Source organism: Deltaproteobacteria bacterium, assembly GCA_016219225.1.
In the GTDB taxonomy this organism is placed as follows: domain Bacteria; phylum Desulfobacterota; class RBG-13-43-22; order RBG-13-43-22; family RBG-13-43-22; genus RBG-13-43-22.
The window spans coordinates 1-16,812 of sequence record JACRBX010000119.1; the positions used below are offsets into that span (position 1 = coordinate 1).

15 protein-coding genes are annotated in these 16,812 nt (G+C 51.6%); 8 read left to right on the plus strand and 7 right to left on the minus strand.

The genetic code is table 11. The annotated features are described in order from the left end of the window. From HY879_10640 to HY879_10670, 7 genes are all read right to left on the minus strand, one after another. Positions 1-1,281, minus strand: a 1,281-nt coding sequence (locus HY879_10640) for a (Fe-S)-binding protein (protein MBI5603803.1), incomplete at its 3' end; no start/stop codon positions are given. Beyond that, entirely contained in the window at positions 1,263-2,717 is a 1,455-nt protein-coding gene (locus HY879_10645) for a cytochrome c3 family protein (GenBank protein ID MBI5603804.1), read from the minus strand. The genes HY879_10645 and HY879_10640, both read right to left, overlap by 19 nt. After that, positions 2,714-3,421 carry a cytochrome b/b6 domain-containing protein gene (locus tag HY879_10650; protein ID MBI5603805.1) on the minus strand — a complete coding sequence of 236 codons (708 nt, stop codon included), beginning with the start codon at positions 3,419-3,421 and terminating at the stop codon, positions 2,714-2,716. Before HY879_10650 ends, HY879_10645 begins: the two co-directional genes overlap by 4 nt. Continuing rightward, complete coding sequence (locus HY879_10655) at positions 3,421-4,311, minus strand: hypothetical protein (GenBank protein ID MBI5603806.1); 891 nt, start codon at positions 4,309-4,311, stop codon at positions 3,421-3,423. Before HY879_10655 ends, HY879_10650 begins: the two co-directional genes overlap by 1 nt. Before the next feature lie 53 nt (positions 4,312-4,364). Beyond that, positions 4,365-5,687 (minus strand): hypothetical protein, encoded by a 1,323-nt coding sequence (locus HY879_10660; protein MBI5603807.1) that lies wholly within the window; start codon positions 5,685-5,687, stop codon positions 4,365-4,367. A gap of 377 nt (positions 5,688-6,064) precedes the next feature. Beyond that, a complete protein-coding gene (locus HY879_10665) occupies positions 6,065-7,390 on the minus strand; it encodes a hypothetical protein (GenBank protein MBI5603808.1) in 1,326 nt (441 codons plus the stop codon). Positions 7,391-7,582: 192 nt separating this feature from the next. Further along, positions 7,583-7,933 carry a 4Fe-4S binding protein gene (locus HY879_10670; protein ID MBI5603809.1) on the minus strand — a complete coding sequence of 117 codons (351 nt, stop codon included), beginning with the start codon at positions 7,931-7,933 and terminating at the stop codon, positions 7,583-7,585. A 251-nt stretch (positions 7,934-8,184) separates the two neighbouring features. Here HY879_10670 and HY879_10675 point away from each other — a divergent pair, with 251 nt between their 5' ends. The 8 genes from HY879_10675 to HY879_10710 form a co-directional block, all read left to right on the plus strand. Then, entirely contained in the window at positions 8,185-9,114 is a 930-nt protein-coding gene (locus HY879_10675) for a FadR family transcriptional regulator (protein ID MBI5603810.1), read from the plus strand. 112 nt (positions 9,115-9,226) lie between these two features. After that, positions 9,227-10,657 carry an FAD-binding oxidoreductase gene (locus HY879_10680; protein MBI5603811.1) on the plus strand — a complete coding sequence of 477 codons (1,431 nt, stop codon included), beginning with the start codon at positions 9,227-9,229 and terminating at the stop codon, positions 10,655-10,657. A gap of 186 nt (positions 10,658-10,843) precedes the next feature. Then, positions 10,844-12,172, plus strand: coding sequence for a (Fe-S)-binding protein (locus tag HY879_10685; GenBank protein ID MBI5603812.1), 1,329 nt, complete (start codon positions 10,844-10,846; stop codon positions 12,170-12,172). 254 nt (positions 12,173-12,426) lie between these two features. Continuing rightward, positions 12,427-13,743 carry an ABC transporter substrate-binding protein gene (locus tag HY879_10690; GenBank protein ID MBI5603813.1) on the plus strand — a complete coding sequence of 439 codons (1,317 nt, stop codon included), beginning with the start codon at positions 12,427-12,429 and terminating at the stop codon, positions 13,741-13,743. 336 nt (positions 13,744-14,079) lie between these two features. Beyond that, a complete protein-coding gene (locus HY879_10695; GenBank protein ID MBI5603814.1) occupies positions 14,080-14,931 on the plus strand; it encodes a branched-chain amino acid ABC transporter permease in 852 nt (283 codons plus the stop codon). Between the two features lie 11 nt (positions 14,932-14,942). Next, on the plus strand, positions 14,943-15,893 hold the full coding sequence (locus tag HY879_10700) for a branched-chain amino acid ABC transporter permease (GenBank protein MBI5603815.1): 951 nt from the start codon (positions 14,943-14,945) through the stop codon (positions 15,891-15,893). A 15-nt stretch (positions 15,894-15,908) separates the two neighbouring features. Further along, the gene (locus HY879_10705) at positions 15,909-16,646 is read left to right on the plus strand and encodes an ABC transporter ATP-binding protein (protein MBI5603816.1); all 738 of its coding nucleotides are present in this window, start codon (positions 15,909-15,911) and stop codon (positions 16,644-16,646) included. A 1-nt stretch (position 16,647) separates the two neighbouring features. Next, a partial coding sequence (locus HY879_10710) for an ATP-binding cassette domain-containing protein (protein ID MBI5603817.1) occupies positions 16,648-16,812 on the plus strand: 165 nt, incomplete at its 3' end.

The following is a 16,812-nucleotide window of genomic DNA, read 5'->3' on the forward strand; positions in this document are numbered from 1 at the left end:
CAGAGGGGATTCCAGGGCCTTGATGCCCACCTGCAAACCGGCATAGCAGAAAGGACAGGCCGAGACCAGTTCTTCGGCCCCGGTGGCTTCGGCCTCTTTAACCCGGCGCTGGGCCATCTTGTTCTGGATATCCGGATAGCCGGCCTTGAGCCCCCCTCCGGCCCCGCAGCAGCGGGAATATTTCCGGCTCCGGGGCATCTCGATCAAATCCAGACCGGGGATGGCCTCCATGATGAACCGGGGATCCTCATAAACCCCGCTGGCCCGGCCCAGATGGCAGGGGTCATGATAGGTAATCTTCTTTTCCACCGGATGGATGAATTTCAGTTTTCCCTCTTCCACCTGGCGCCGCAGAAATTCTACTGTGTGCAACACTTCGAAATTCAGTTTTCCGACCTTGGGGTAGTCCTCTTTAATGGTCTTAAAACACCCCGAACAGGAACTGACCAGGGTTTGAATATTCAGGGCGTTGAACATCTTGATGTTGTCCCCGGCGATCCGTTCAAATTCCTTGTCGCCCATGCGCAAGAGCACGCTGCCGCAGCATTTTTCATCCCCCCCCAGACAACCGTAATCGATCCCCAGGGATTCCAGGATATTGATGGTACTGACGGCAATCTGTTTGACGTTGACGTCATAGACCGCAGTACATCCCAAAAAAAGAAGGACCTTTCCATGGGTCTTCTTGATCTCCCGGGGAGGGGCGCTGATCTCGTTGTCCTTCTGGGCCCGGCGGATCCACTTGGTCCGGGCCGCCCTGGGCTGCTGCCAGGGGTTGTCATAGGCCTTGACGCTTTTAACCAGGACCTTCTGGGATTCGAGGGGCCCATAATCGGCCGAAACGATCAACCGCCGGATATCTTCCCAGAGATTGACCGTGTCGATATTGGCCGGACAGACGATTTGACACTGGCCGCAGGTCGAGCATTCATAGAGGTTGCGGACAAACTCCTCCATTTGCTCCGGGCCGACCGGGTGATAGCCGAAAACCGCGGCCAATATTTTTTTTAGGGGCTCCCCTACCCGGTCCTGTTTCATAATCCGGGCCAAAAGTCCTTGCTGGGATTTAACGATCTGCGTAAAATCCTGGATTTTTTTTCGGGGTAAAATGGCCTCCCGCATATCCTGGTCATAAACCGGACACCAGTTCAAACATTCCCCGCAACGGGTACAACCCTGAAGCTGAATCAATTTTTTTATATCCAGATTGGAAACCGGAAGATCCCGGACCTTGGGTTCTTCGGGAGGGCTGTTCTCAAGGTTCATATTTTCTTCGGACATACAAGTTTCCTTTTATAATTCAAAATCAAACTCAAAGGGGTTTGGATTATATGTTTCATCTTCCCAAAGGGGAGACAAGCGATAAATGCAGCCGCTACCGCGGCATGGGCGTACCAGAGATAGACATAAACGGTTTGCCAATCCCAGGGGAGCCAGGAAAACAAAATGGACAACGGATAGCCGATAAAGGCATAGACGGCTGTTTCCATCGGGACACGGGTGATCAGGATCCTGACCCCTTCCAGGAAAAAACCTAAGAGAATCAGGACCCCCAGGATCCCGATGGCTAAGTTGTCCTGCCCTTCGGAAAGGCTATGGGCTGGCCGGATGACAAAACGCTGGGTAAGAGCCAGGAGCAGGCCCAGGAGGATCAGCAGCCCGAGGAAATCATAGGCGAAGGCCACAAAACCGTTGTTCTTATCGATCAAGGCCCGGGCCAGAGCGCTGTCAGGCCCTATCCGGTAGGCAAACCAGGTAAAGACACTTATCCCGAAACGGAGCAAGATGGAAAGAAAAATCAGGGAATGGATGGACCATCGTTTGACACTCTCCTGAAGAATCCTGCGCTGCAAAAAAACATCCCAGAAAATTGTTTTTAAAATGGGGCCTATCTTTCTGGAAAAGAGGGTCTTCCAGATTCCCTCGGAACTCAGGGCAATCTTCCGGTGCAGGGACTTCTCTTCTCCGGCCACGCTTCCCTGAAACCAGAAGAAAAGGGTACTAAACAGTCCGAGAAGCAATATTAAAAAGGCTGCCCAAAACATGGAATGGCCGACGGCCAGCGGGGCGTTGTGGCAGACCAGGCACAAAACGCTCTTGGCCGGCAGGACAGCGGCTGCGGCCCCCACCTGATTTCCGGAAAAATGGCATTTCAGGCAAAGGGTCTTGTCTTTGGTATCGGCCAGGGCATGATCCGTCAGGGCAATGGGGACCTTTTTTGCATCCAGGGCCGAAAGCCGAACTTTATCGCTGCTACGGTCCTGAAAGACAAATTTCGATCGGTGGTGGCAGGCCTGACAGCTTACCCTGAGGTGCGGGTCGCCGACCGCCCCTTCCCCATGGACCGGATGGCAGGATTGACACTTGGCCCCGGCCAGGGATTTGTGGGGGGATCTGGCCACATCCCTGTGGCAGTCGATACAGGCAATATAGGCGTGGCGATTATTTTTAAATGAATCAGGGGTGACTTGCAGCACCACCGATCGATCGGCTGTCTGCCGCATGACAGTCGCTTGGGCATGGCATTCATAACACAAGGCCTGGGAAGTCAGGATGCCTTCATTGGTTGCAATATTGGGAAGGCGATGACAATCCAGACAGACCCGTTCCTTCCCATCGACGGTCAGGGGCATCATCTCCGGAACCTGGGCTTCAACCCGGGGGATGGCCAACAGGCAGCCGATCATCACAATCAGGAGGACCAGAAGGCGGTTCATGAGTGATCCCCCCCTTTTTCCAGCATTTCCCATTCCCCGGGATGTTCCTGCCTGATCCTTTCTGCGGTGGTCAGGCCGGTAAAGATGCTTTTATCCATGGGAAAGACTTCCGGCCGCAGATGGGCGGTGATGACATGGATCACAACCTTGATAGCCGTGGCCATCAGGGCTTCATAAAAATGCAGCACCAGGGCCAGATTGATAAAATATCCGGGGATGAGGCCCGAAAAAAATTCCGGAAACCATAAGACCACTCCGGTCAGCCCCATGGTATTCATCCCGATCAGGATGGCCCAGTAATCGATCTTCTCCCAGTAGGTAAAGCGGTTGAACCGGGGGGGCCGGGAGCGGCCCAGGAAATAAAGGATGTGCTGAACCAGGTCTTTTACATCCCGGCCGGAAGGGAAAAGGGTCTGAGGGCCGGTCAGCCTGCCTTTTAACAGGGTTTTGAAATAGACCAGCCAGCCCAGGTGGATGATCACCCCGCTGTAGGTCAGGAGGGCACAAAAGCGATGCCAATAGGCCAGCCGCTCCGGGCCCCCCAGGAGAAAGACAACCCCCTGGGCCCACCACTGAGAGCCGAATTTAAAAGAGAAACCGGTCAAGGCCAGTCCGATAAAACCTACCATGACGATCCAGTGCAAGAACCGGTTGAGGACCGAAAACCGGAGATAAAGTTCCGAAGAAACAGAATTAGCCACCATTATTTTGGCCTTCTCAATTTTTCATGAATTTCTCTAAGCAACCAGAGGAAGGAATGACCGTAGAAAAAACAAATCACCACCAGGGCCATGGCCCCCATAAGGATGGTCACGATCCGGATCACCGCCACCTTGGCCGCCTTCTCCGGATTGGCTTTGGCATCAGGAGGGGGGGTCGGATGAATGATCAGCCCGGCAAAACTTAAGGAGGCCCGGGGATGGCAGCGCTGACAGGCCTGCAAGGCTTCCTTCCTGTCTTTCAGGGAAAGGCAGGTATGGGCCCCGTGGCAGTCGGTGCAAAAGGCGGCCTTGGTATTGCCTAAATGGACCGCCGCCTTGCCATGATAATTTTCCAGATAGGTCACCTTCTGGGCCGGATGGCAGGATCCGCAGGACTCGGTCATCTGTCTTCCGGTTTCCAGTCTGGATAGATGGGCCTTTTCGTAATGAGCCGAATGGCAGTCGCCGCAAGTGGGTGCCCTTGGATCTTTTTGTTCTTTCAGGAGGGCCTTGGCATGGGCGCCCTTCAGGTACCGGTCATAAGACAGACGGTGACAACTCCGGCAGCGCCGGTAATCGTATTGGCTGACCGCATCCTTCTTAAGGAACCGGGTGTCGCTGGAATCGGGATGTGGTTTGTCCATTTCCTTCATGTTTCCGTGACAGATCTCGCAGCTCAACTGCGAATGGGCGGAAAGGGCATAACGGCTGAGATCGATAAACCAGGAAGGTTCGGCCTGGCCGTCCTTCATGGCCCAGGAGGTCCGGGAAAAGCCGCACAGGATGAAGCCGACCCCAAAAAGCAACAGGGTGTAACGGAAAATTTTGGACTGGAAACAAAGTTTCAAGTTCCAGGTTTCAAGTTTCAGGTTTAACCGGTTGAGAGTAGTCATCCGCATTTTCATGTTTTTCGGTGCCTGAAGGGGCATGTTGGAGTTCCGTTATCTTAATTTGGGTTGTCTGGAAAGGCCGACAACCGGGTCCTAAAAAAAATCTCTAAAAATCGTCGGGTGAAAAGTTGTAATTCCTGAAACAGTTTTTCAGCTAAGAAAAGGGTGTCCTGGCCGGCATCGATTTTATTTTTCAGGTCCCGGAGGAAGAAAGTAAGTTGTCTGCTTTGATCCGTCAAGGATTTTTCTTCATCCCCGGCAAGAGCCAGGCCCGGCCCAGGAGCCAACAGGTCCAATCTTTTCCAGACGGCCTCAAGGAAAAACCGGATCTTTAAAGGCTCATATATTTTATTGCCGATCAGCCATTGTATCCAATGGGTCTCCAGGCCGCAGGCCACAATCCGGGCATTACTGATTTCCCGTTTCAATCCTTTCAGCCAGAGCCGTGAGCTGTCCCCTGACAGGAAATACCGGGGCATCTCTCCGGAATCCTTTTTCCTTTGGTTCCCGTATCCCAGTTCAAAATAAAGGCAATCGGTCAGAATTTGATTGGCCACAGGGAAATAGGGATGTTCAAAATGGGGGCCGAAAAGATAGAAAACTCCGGATCCCTGACGGTTTCTAATGACCGCGGCCTTGTCGATTAAGGTCTCCCGAGCCAGTTCCGGGTCGACCAAAAACAAAGTCTTTTTCGTAAAACCGCTGTATCTTGCCAGGACATCGGAACTTTCTCCGGGGATCAGACCCGGTCCGCCATACAAAGGTGCCGTAAAAGACCCCATCCCGGCAAAGGGCGGACATCCATTGGCTGTCAACTCCAGGTCCTCTCTGACCGGGTGGAAAATGTAAGAACAGCCATAAGGGGCCAGGGATTTTTCAGGCAACCGGATGGAATCCGGGATTTCCTTAGTCAGATTGGTTATCCTGGCCGGGACAAAATTAAAATGCAGGAGGTGTTGCTTGGAGGAATTCAAGGGCAAATAGGCCCCGGCGCAGGAGCCCAGATAAAGGCCCCCCCGTTGCAGGAAAACGTCTAATTCCGCGGCTCCTTTCTGGCCCAACCCCCGGGCCATGGCAATGGTATCTCCCCCGGAAACAGCCAGGCAGTCCATGGATCGTAAGGCCCCTCCTCTGATCTGGTTTTCATCCAGAAGGACCAGGTCGTAAAATCCATAGCGGTCAAAGAGGTCCACAAACCATAGCCAGGAATGGGAACAGCCCTTTCCGGTATAAAGCCCTATCCGGGGATAAGTCAAAACCTTGTCATCGGCCGGCCCCGTTTGTCCTGAAATCCCCGGTCCTCTCCATTGGCCATAACGGACCGGTTGGCCGGTAAGGATTTTTCTATTCAGTTCCCGATGATAGGTTGGTTCCTTCAATGAGGCGCCGTCTTTCCCTTAAACACAAAACTAAGTAACAATTTAGCCCTTGAAAAACTTGAAACTTTTACTTGAAAATCCTGACTTGCGCGCACGTCATTCCTGTGAAAACCGGAATCCAGGTTCTTGTCGTCCCAGTATAACACCTGGAGTCCGGTTTTCACCGGAATGACGGAGAGGTAATCGACGTTTTTTCAAAAAGCTAAACTGATTCCAGGTTGCAAGTAAGGACAAATAAACAAACAGCATCCTCATTTCGTGATTCATGATGCCCCAGGGGCATGGAGGCTTGGTTCGAAAATAGAGCACCTCAACTTTCTGCCTCAAGTGAAGCGCTCCTCGAGCCCGGTGTTTAGGGCGATCCTTCAGCCCTGAACCTATCCTTTGATAACCTCAGCGATCACCTGTTCGAGCGTCTCGGCCGTCAAGCCGAGTCCTGTTCCGATATTGGCCAATTCCAGCAGCTTCTCTTCGCTTAATTCCGGTGCCATCAGGGCAAAGATCGGATGGATACCGAACAAATAGGCCACGGCCTGTCGCCTGATCCACCAGGCGGCATCCTGCGAGCCGTCAGCCGCCAAACCGAAATCGGCAAAGATCGGTTTGGACGGGGCCCAGGGGCTGAAAGGTCCTTTGGCCTGGGTTTCCACCGGGCCTTTGGCCTGGGGAAGAAAGGCTTTGATCCCTTCCAAGTCCTTTAAACCTGATTTCAGACATAAATCGGCCGCCCCTGCCGGGTCCAGGCCCTGCCTGGCACACTCCCGGAGTATTCGGCCACTGTCCAGGGCCGACAAGCCGAGTTTCTTGAATCCCAGCAGACCGCCTAAATCGGTTATCAAAAACCCCGGATCGGTTTTTTCCGTTTCTTTCATCAATGAGGGATCTTCATCTAAAAAGAGAAAGGTGTTGGTGGCATAAGGGGTATTAAAACAGGCTTTGTGCCTATGGACAATGGGCGAAAGCCAGGCCCCCATATCATCTTCCCCCAGGGCAGTGGCCATTTCAACCACCCCTTTTTTCCCGGCACAGGCCCCGCCCTTTATCCGGTTCAACAATTCCTGACACTGGCCCATAAATGCCTCGGGATCGGCAATTTCCAATAAACCCATGCCCCGGACGGCAATGAGTTTCAATTTTTTTTCTCCAAAAATTTTCCCAAACCCAAAACGGTCTCCGCTGCCCCAGAAATTGACGGACACGGCCGCCAGATCGGAACCGCCCTCCCCGGACGGACCGATGGACAATACCTGGACCAGGTCGTCTCCGACGATCTTACGCACCGCCTCGGTGGATTCCCCGCAATCCTTTCCCCAAATATCCCCGGGATCTTGCAGGTCGGCGATGCCGTCGTGGAGCCAGAGGTAAACCGGTTTTTCAGAACGGCCTTTGATGACCAGATAATCAAAGCCGGAAAATTTCAGTTCCATCCCGGCATACAAGGTCAGCGGAACATGGCCCAAGGTTCCGGTTCGGGGGCTTTTGGCCGTTATCATGGCCAGGGCCGATCCGGGGACCAGAGTGCCGGTCAAAAGCCCGGAGCCAATGACCAGGGGTTCATCCGCAGCATATTTTTGATAGAGATAAGTTGTAATGCCGGCCCCGCCAATCTTTTCCTTAACCAGGCCTTCGTCAAGTTCCTCTTCGATGATCTCTGCCGTTCCTAAGTCGATTATAGCAATTTTATTGGATGATAGGTAGTCCATAGCCGGGTCTCCTTAGTTAGAATATAATTTTCGATTTCGGATTTCGGATTTCGGATTTCGGAATTTAGAAAATACTCTCCTTCGACATGCATGATTCGATATTCGATATTCGCATTTTCATGCTTCGCCGGTGCCCCTGGGACATGAGAACCTATAACGAGAAACCAGTAACGAGTAACCGGTATCAACCCTTCAATCCAGATAGATCGCATCAACCGGACAAAAGCTCAGGCACAAGGGGCCGCCTTCCCGGTCGCTGCATAAATCACAGGCCTCCCGGAGCAGCATCGGTTTGGCTGAGGCGTCTCCCTTGCCGCCCTCTTCCACTGCACCGATCTTTTTGACTTCCAGGCCTTCGGGGCGGGCGATAACCAGATTCTCCGCTTCCTTCAAGAGCACACCGAAATAGTCTTTTTTTTCTTTGGTCCGGTAGGCGACAATACAGGATGAAAGCAAGGCAAAGGCGTCGTCGCGATGATAGCCGCAGGCCATTTCACAGGCCATGCAGGCCGTGCACTTCAGGGGATCGATTTTTATTCCCATGGCTGGTCTCCTTAACAAAAAAAATGGTTCAAGGTGTTGGGTGTAAGGTATCCGGTTTTCCCTTAACCTTAAACCTTTTATATAAAGCTCCGGACAAAAAATCAACCAAAAATTATAAAAAATATAAATATTATGATATTTCACTTGACAAGAATTTTTGATTTGATTAAATGACATCCTGAAACCCATTCGGTGACCGAATTTAGATTCGGGAAAAACAAATCGATTTAAAAACGTTTCAGGATAAATCCTTGTTTCAAGCCGCCAAAAAGACTTCCAAAATTTCCGATCAAATCATCGACCAGATCCGGGACGCCATCCTTTCCGGCAAGCTGAAGCCAGGCGTCCGTTTGGCCTCGGAGAAGGAATTGGCCGATCAGTTCGGGGTCAGCAAGGCCACTATGCGCGAAGCCATGCGGGTCCTGGAGGTCTTGGGGTTGATCGAGATCCGAAAAGGCCTTGGCGGAGGGATTTTTATCGCCGAAGTAGGCATGCGGACTACCATCCACAGCATCATCAATTTTCTCCATTTTCAAACCCTTTCGATTCAAGAAATTACCATGCTCCGGTATCTGATTGAGCCCACGGTGGCCCGAATCGCCGCTTCAAAAATAACCGACAAAGACATCGAAAATCTAAAAAAGATCGTCGGTGAAAAACCTTCAGGGTCCGCCGACGAAGTCTCCAAGGAGATCGGCTTCCATCGCTATCTGGCCAGAATGGCGGAAAACACTTTATTGATCCTGATTGTTGACTTTGTCGACAACCTGTTGGACTCTATTAAATCGAAGGTAAAACCAGGCCCTGATTTTTATCGGGACGTTCGAAAATCCCATCAGAAGATCCTGGAATGTTTGATCAAAAAGGACGCCCCCGGTGCCGAGATGGCCATGACCCAGGACCTTCTGGAAGTGGATCAGTATCTCTGCCGGGTCATCGGGTCCGCCCCTTTCGATCCGACCAAACTCAGTCGACCGAAAGCTTTTAAAGACGATAATAAATCAAAAGGCATTGCTCCCCGGTTTGAAAAAAAAGACCTTGCTGTTTCGGGGAAAAAGGCGGCTCGTAAGAGCAAAGGGGAATCCAAACGTTCTGATAATATGGCCGACTTACCCGTAAATTTTAAACTCGTTGCCAAAAAAAAGGTGACCCGGATCGAAAAACTTAAATCGTTGGTCTAAACGGCGTCGGGGCGGATTTAAAATCCGCCCCTGCTAAAAGCAGTGATTCGCCAAAGAAGGGATGGAGGAATTGTTAAAAATCCAAACATCCTGAGTAAGGAGGGTTTAACTGATGCACGTTACCAATAAAGATGCGATTTTGAATGAATTGGCTTCCATCGTCGGCAAAGAAAACGCCACCGCCTCCAAACATATCCGCTACGCCTATTCCTATGATATGTCCTTTGTTACCCCGAAGATGCCGGACTATGTGGTCATGGCCTCGACCGTGGAACAGGTTCAGGGGGTCCTCAGACTGGCCAATAAAGAAAAGATCCCGGTAGTCCCCTATACCGCCGGGACCAACATTGGCGGGCTGACCATACCGGAGCGCGGCGGGATCATCCTGGATTTGAAGAGGATGAACAAGATCATCAATATTGATACCGAATCCCATTATGCGGTGATCGAACCCGGGGTGTCCCATGCCCAATTAGCCAGCGCCTTATACAAACACAACCTCCGCTTCGGCTGGCCGGTGGGGCCGCCTTCGGCCTCGGTTTCTTCCTGCGCCATATCCCACGGCATCGGCGGATTAAATGCCCGCTATGGTTTGAACAGCCAGGAGATTACCAGCATGGAAGTGGTCCTGCCCACAGGAGAACTGGTCCGGGTCGGCTCCTGCGCCATCAATCCCGAAGCTTGGCATAGCGTTTTACCCATGCCCCAGATGGATGGGTTGTTCAAAGGCTGGCTCGGCAGCACCGGGGTCGTCACCAAACTGGGCATCACCGTACACCCGATTCCGCCGGTCCTCAAGGTCTTTACTGTTTCCTGTCAAAATGTGGAAGACATGGTCTCCTATATGATGAACTTGAGCAACTACGAGATCTGTGACGACCTGACCGCCGTTTCCTGGTGGCTGGCCCAGGTCCCTATCCCTTACCCCTACAAACCGAAACCGGAAAATGCCCACGAATGGTTCTGTTTTGCCAACACCAACTCCTTTACCGAAAAGGAAAAGGAAGCCCGGGTGGAAATCTGGGAAACGGTATTAGAAGAGGAAAAGAAGAAGGGGACTTCCATTCAGGTCACCCAATATCCCGAGGAGGCCTTACGCGCTCGGACCCATTTGCCCAGCCAGATCGTCGGCTCGACCAAGAATTACTGTAAACAAGGCGGGGCCGGTATTTCCTGGCCGGGAACCTTTACGCCGGCCAACAAATGGGCCCCGGTTTATAACGATTGGAAAAAAATCCTGATCGACCACAACCTCTCTCCTTCGATCCGCATGAGTATGTACCGGGGGGTCCATTACGGCATGCTCCGGGCCATGATCCCCTTCAACAAAAAAAGTGCCAAAGAAACGGAAAATGCCCGTCAGGCCATTGTCGAATGTTTAAAAGTCGACCTCGACCATGGTGGGATGCCTTACAAACCACCGGTGGATTATGCCATAGAAATTAATAAACGGGCCCATCCGGGATACCTGCTGTTGTTGAAAAAGATAAAAGCCCTTCTGGATCCGAACGATATCATGAATCCGGGAAAGCTGGGAATCTGATTTCCCAAACCCTTATGGATTTTAAAATTAAAAAGAAAAACTCTGGATTCCGGCTTTCGCCGGAATGACGGAGGAAATATTCCCCATGAGCGTCACCCCGGCGAAAGCCGGGGTCCAGAAGTAACGCCCTTTGGATAAAGTATGAAATTGATCGATTGTCATCCTCTTAATAATTAGGAGAAAAGTATGAAATGGAATATTTCTACTCTGGAAGAGTTGGAAGACGCAATTTGGAGATGTACGGCCTGCGGGACCTGCAAAGTAGCCTATGATTACGGGCCACCTTCCCAATGCCGGGAAATTTGTCCGGCTGGAACGGAATTCGGTTTTGAAGGCTTTATGGCTTCCAAAGGTAAAATCGCCTTTGCCCGGGGCATCCTAAGCGGGGAACTGGAATGGGATGAAGAACTGGTCGAGGCCGTCTATAAATGTACCATCTGCGCCGGCTGCCAATCCCAATGCCAACTGGATCACAAGCCCTATATCCCGGAGATATTCGAAGCCCTGCGGCGCAAGGCCGTGGAAGCCGGGGCCGGGCCTTTACCGGCCCAGAAGGTGATCGCCCAATCCCTGCGCAGTTATGACAATCCTTATCAAGGGCCGCGCCGGGTCCGGACCGACTGGGCCAGGATCTTCAAGAAAGGCAAACAAAAACCCATCAAGGACATCAACAAGGAACCGGCCCCCCTGCTCTATTTTGTCGGCTGTACCGGTGCCTATAACGTGCCGGAACGGGTCATCCCCCAGGCCACTGCCTCGATCTTTAATAAACTGGGGCTGGATTATGGAATTCTGGGGGAAAATGAACTCTGCTGCGGATCAACGGCCATGAGGCTGGGCGACGCCGAGGCCTTTAAACGGATGGCCGAAGCCAACCTGGAAACTTTCAAAAAGCTCCACGAAAAACAGGGGGTGGAGACCATTGTCACGGCCTGCGCCGGCTGTTACCGGGCTATCCTGAAAGATTATTCCCTGGCCGATGAATATGAGGAGATGATGAAAGGCATCAAGGTCATCCATGTCTCCCAGTTCCTCTATGACCTGTATAAGGCCGGCCGTCTGGAATTTTCCGGTCCTCTTCCCTGGAAGGTCACCTATCATGATCCCTGCCATGCCGGCCGCCATTTAACCAAATTCCTGGTGGATAAAGACGGGTCCCAGTTGTGGGCCGGGGCCTATATCAGTTTGAATGAAGAAGATTGCCTTTATGATGTGCCCCGAGACCTGCTCAAGGCCATTCCCGGGATTGAACTTACCGAGATGCAAAGAATCCGGGCCAATTCCTATTGCTGTGGAGGGGGCGGCGGGGTTATGACCGGTTTCCCCGACTGGGCCCAACGCAATGCCGCCTTACGGATCCAGGAAGGTATGGAAACCGGGGCCGAGACCATGGTCTCCATCTGTCCTTTTTGTCACTATAATTTAAATCAGGGGGCCCAGGGGATCGGCAGCCCTATGAAACTTTTAGACCTGACCGAATTGATCGACCGGGTTCTGCCGGAAAAAGAAGTTTGACAGGATTAACAGGATTTGGGCGATTAATACCGATTGCTACAGTGCCCCGTCAACAGGGCGCCACGAAGCATGAAAATATTTTTTAGGGGCTATGGGCAAGGTTTAACGGGTTTATGGGTTTCTATTCGCCTATAGCCCGAATTTTTCTATTTTCGAACAAAATCAGAAAGGAGGTGTAAGCGAACTTAAAACGAAAAATTCAGCAATCATTTAACTCTGTCAACCAATTCTAACCATTTACGTTGGAGGGGGCTATGGATACCAAAAAAACCGAGCATCAAGATAAGGGTATTTTGAATAAGGAATTGTCACGCCGTAATTTTCTTAAAACCACCGCCTTGGGCGCTGCCGGATTAAGTCTTAGTTCCTGGGCTTTCACCCCTTTTACCTACGGAGCGGAAAAACCGATCAAGATCGGTATGATCCAGGAATTGACGGTCGGGGCCACCGAATACGGCTACTGGTTGGACAAAGTCGGCAAAGCGGCCGTGGCCAAGCTGAACGCCGAAGGCGGCATTGCCGGCCGTAAAGTCGAACTCATCGATTACGACACCAAATTCAATCCTGCCCATGGGGCCCAGATGTTCAAAAAACTGGTCCTGGAAGATAAAGTGGATTTCATCATGGGCTCCATCCATTCCGGCATTCAATTGGCCTGTTTCCCCATTGCCGAACAATTCAAGATCCCCTATTTCAGCGGCGGAGCCATGGCCTCGGGCCTGACCGGCAAAGGGGCCGTCCCCCATTATATCCGTATTCATACTCATGCCCTGATGCAGGCCATGGCCGGCTGGGAATGGGGTTTTAAAACCCTGGGGAAAAAATGGGCCTTTATGGTGGCTGATTATGCCTGGGGACATTCCCTGGCCGAGGAATTCGGAAAGCGCGTCAAGGCTGCCGGAGGAAAAATCCAGGAAATCCGGGCCCCGCAAACCACCAAGGATTTTGTGCCCTTCCTGCAAAAAATAGATCCTGATATCGATGTCCTGTTTACCGCCTTCCTGAACCCGGCGGCCCTGGGAGTCATGCGACAGACCGTGGAATTAGGGCTCCATAAAAAAATGCAACGCTACACCGTCATCTGCTGTACGGAAGGAATCGGACAGGAAGTGGTCGGAAAGGAATCGGCCGGGGCCCACTACATCGAATATCAGCCCCGCCATTTCGATCAGGTGCCCAAGGAATTGCAAGGCTTTGAACGGGCCTACCGTAAAGCCGTGGGGGTCACCGATGATGGCAAAGACGCCAAAGATGCCAAGATCACCAGTGCCCATTCCCACATGTGGTCCATGTGGACCGTGCCTTATATGATCAAACAAGGGGTGGAACAAACCGGCTGGAAAGACAATTCCAAGAATGCCGATTTTATCAAGGCCGTGGTCAGAATGAAGCTCAAGGCCGGCCCTTGGGCCCCCCAGGGTGACCTGGTCATGCGGGAAGAGGATCATCAGGGCTTCCACGATCACTATATTTCAGAAGTCACGCCCGACCTGAAATTAAAGGTTCTGGCCCGGGTCCCCAAGGAAAAATTGATGTATGACCCGATGATCGATCTGAGAGGCAAGGTCTAAGCAAAGGTTCGGCCAATCCGGAACAAACCCTATGCGCCGGAAGCGGCCCACGCAACTTGAAAAAGCGAATATCGAATAAAGAATAATGAAGGTCGAAGGAAAGAGAGCCCGAACACCTTCATGATTCGAAATTCGAAATTCATTATTGATGGTCTCGTAAAAACTCGTCATTCCCGCGTAGGCGGGAATCCAGGCTATTTGTAACTAATTAATCCCGCCAAAGGCGGGACCCGTTTTCACGGGAATGACGTAAATCGGCGCTTTTGGACTTTTTACGAATGCATCATTATTCGTTTTTTCGTGTTGTTTGAAACAAATGGCGAGAGGTATTCTTCTGTGATTTCCAATCTATCGGTAGCTATTTTAAACGGCGTGGTCTGGGGGCTGATCATGGCCCTTATCGCACTGGGTTTAAATATGATCTTCGGCCTGTTGCACATCATCAACATGGCTCATGGCATTTTATATATGCTGGGGGCGGTGGTGGCCTGGTATCTAATCGAGTGGACCGGAAATTTCTGGTTGTCTCTGGTCATCGCCCCGATCATCGTCGGAGGCATCGGGATGGCTATTGAACGGGGGTTACTCCGGACTATCGAAGACAAGCCCCTGATCACCATCATCTGCACCTTTGGTATTATGATGGCTGCCCAGCACCTGGTCTTTATGACCTTCGGAGGCACCCCCCGAAGGATCCCCATACCGATTACCTACCGCTTTCCTCTTTTTAATCTGGAATATCCTCTGATGCGTATCGTCATTGCCGCCATCTCGGTGGGGGTTATGATCGGCCTGTGGTTTTTCTTGAACCGCACCAAATACGGCCTCTGGATGCGGGCCGTGGTCCAGGACCGGGAAATGGCCATAGGACTGGGGATTCCGGTCAACAAAGTCTACATGTGGACCTTTGTACTGGGCTCCGGTCTGGCTGCCTTTTCCGGGGTTCTGGCCGCCCCGATCGTCTACGTGGACTTTATGATGGGTCGTGAAATCCTGATCATGGCTTTTATCATCGTCATTGTCGGCGGCATGGGAAACCTCGAAGGATCGGTCATTGCCGCCATCATCATTTCTTTGATCCAGGGAATCGGGTCCTTGTTTGTGCCTCCGGCCGTAGCCACCGTCTTTTCCCTGGCTTTTATGGTGATCGTTTTATTATTCCGCCCACAGGGACTGTTTGGTGAATAGAGGTGACGCCGGTGCTGGTTTACGAAAAAAAATCCATGTTTTTTATTCCCGTATTTGCCCTGGTTTTTTTAACCATGATTGCATTGCCCTTTTTCGTCGATCTTTTTTACCAGACCTTTCTGACCGAAGTCCTGGTTTGGGTCCTCTTTGCCATTTCATTTGATCTTATCTTCGGCTATACCGGCCTGCTCAGTTTTGGACAGGCCCTCTTCTTCGGTTTGGGGGCCTATGCCTTTTCCATTTCCATCGTGAAATTCGGAATAGGACCCGGAACCGCCTTTCTCTTGTCCCTATTGATCCCCATGCTTTTTTCCTGGTTTGTGGGCTTTTTTTCTGTCAAACTGACGGGCATCCATTTCGTGATTATCACCCTGATCTTTGCCCTCATGGGAAGCACCATTGGCGAAACCTGGACCGGGCTGACCGGCGGTGCCGATGGCATGACCATCCCTCTTTCCACGGTTTCTATCGGTCCCTTATCATTGAATCTTATGGATATCAAGACCGTTTATTATCTGGTCCTGGTGGTCGTGACCCTGGCCTATCTCTTCTTGCGCCGGATGGTCCAATCGCCTCTGGGGAAAATATTCATTTCCATACGGGAGAATGAAGACCGGGCCCGCTTGATCGGGTACAACGTTCAACACTACAAACTGTTGGCCTTTATTATTGCCGGGGGCTTGAGCGGTCTGGCCGGCGGGCTTTATGGGATTACCCTGAAATATGCATCGGCCAATTTTCTGCACTGGGGCATTTCCGGCCATGCCGTGGTTTATACCATAGTCGGAGGGATGGGTACCTTACTCGGCCCGGTTCTGGGTACGGCTATCATTATGTCTCTGGAACATTATTTAGTCAATTATATGCAAGGAACTGACCTGGTTATCGGTCTGGTCCTGGTTTTTATGGTTTTGACCGCCCCCAAAGGTTTGGTCGGACTGTTTCAAAGAAAAGGCAAGTAAAGGAGTCTGAAATCCTTGGAAACTATCTTAAGCCTGACCAATGTCAGCAAGTCCTTCGGCGGCCTGTTGGCGGTTAACCAGGCCAATCTTTCCATTCAACAAGGAGAACTGAGGGCACTCATCGGACCCAACGGGGCCGGGAAAACCACTCTGTTAAATCTCATCACCGGCATTTATCCGGCTTCGCGGGGAGAAATCCTTTTCAAAAATGAAAACATCTGCAGGCTGAGTCCGGACAAAATTTCTCATCGAGGCATTTCCCGGACCCTGCAGATCACCAGCCTGTTTGCCGGCTTGACGGTTTTTGAAAATATCTGGGCCGCCGTCCAATCCCGGAAAAGGTTTTTCAACCCTTTTATCCGGGCCATCAAATGGCAGGATGTAAGGGAAAAAACAGAATTTATGCTGGAAATGACCGGGCTTCAGGATAAGGCCCAATGGATCTGTTCCGAGCTTTCTTATGGGGAACAACGGATCCTGGAGATGGGCATCGCCTTGAGTACCAGTCCCGACCTCCTCTTGCTGGATGAACCGACCGCCGGACTCAATACCCAGGAATCCATGGCCCTGGTCAAAAAAATGCGGGCCATGCTCTCGGGCCAAACCATCATCCTGGTGGAACACGACATGGGGGTGGTCATGGAATTGGCCGACCGGATTTCCGTGCTGCACTACGGAACCATCCTGGCCGAAGGTTCTCCGGAAGAAATAAAGAACAACGAAGAAGTCAAAAAGGTTTATCTGGGAAAATGATATGTTGACCTTGAAAGATGTAAACTGCTTTTTCGGCAAGAGCCATGTCCTGCACAACACCACTCTGGAGATCCGGGAAAAGGAGTTGGTGGGCCTGGTCGGCAGAAACGGGGTAGGGAAATCCACCACCTTGAAAGCCATCATGGGGCTGGTTCCGGCCAAAAGC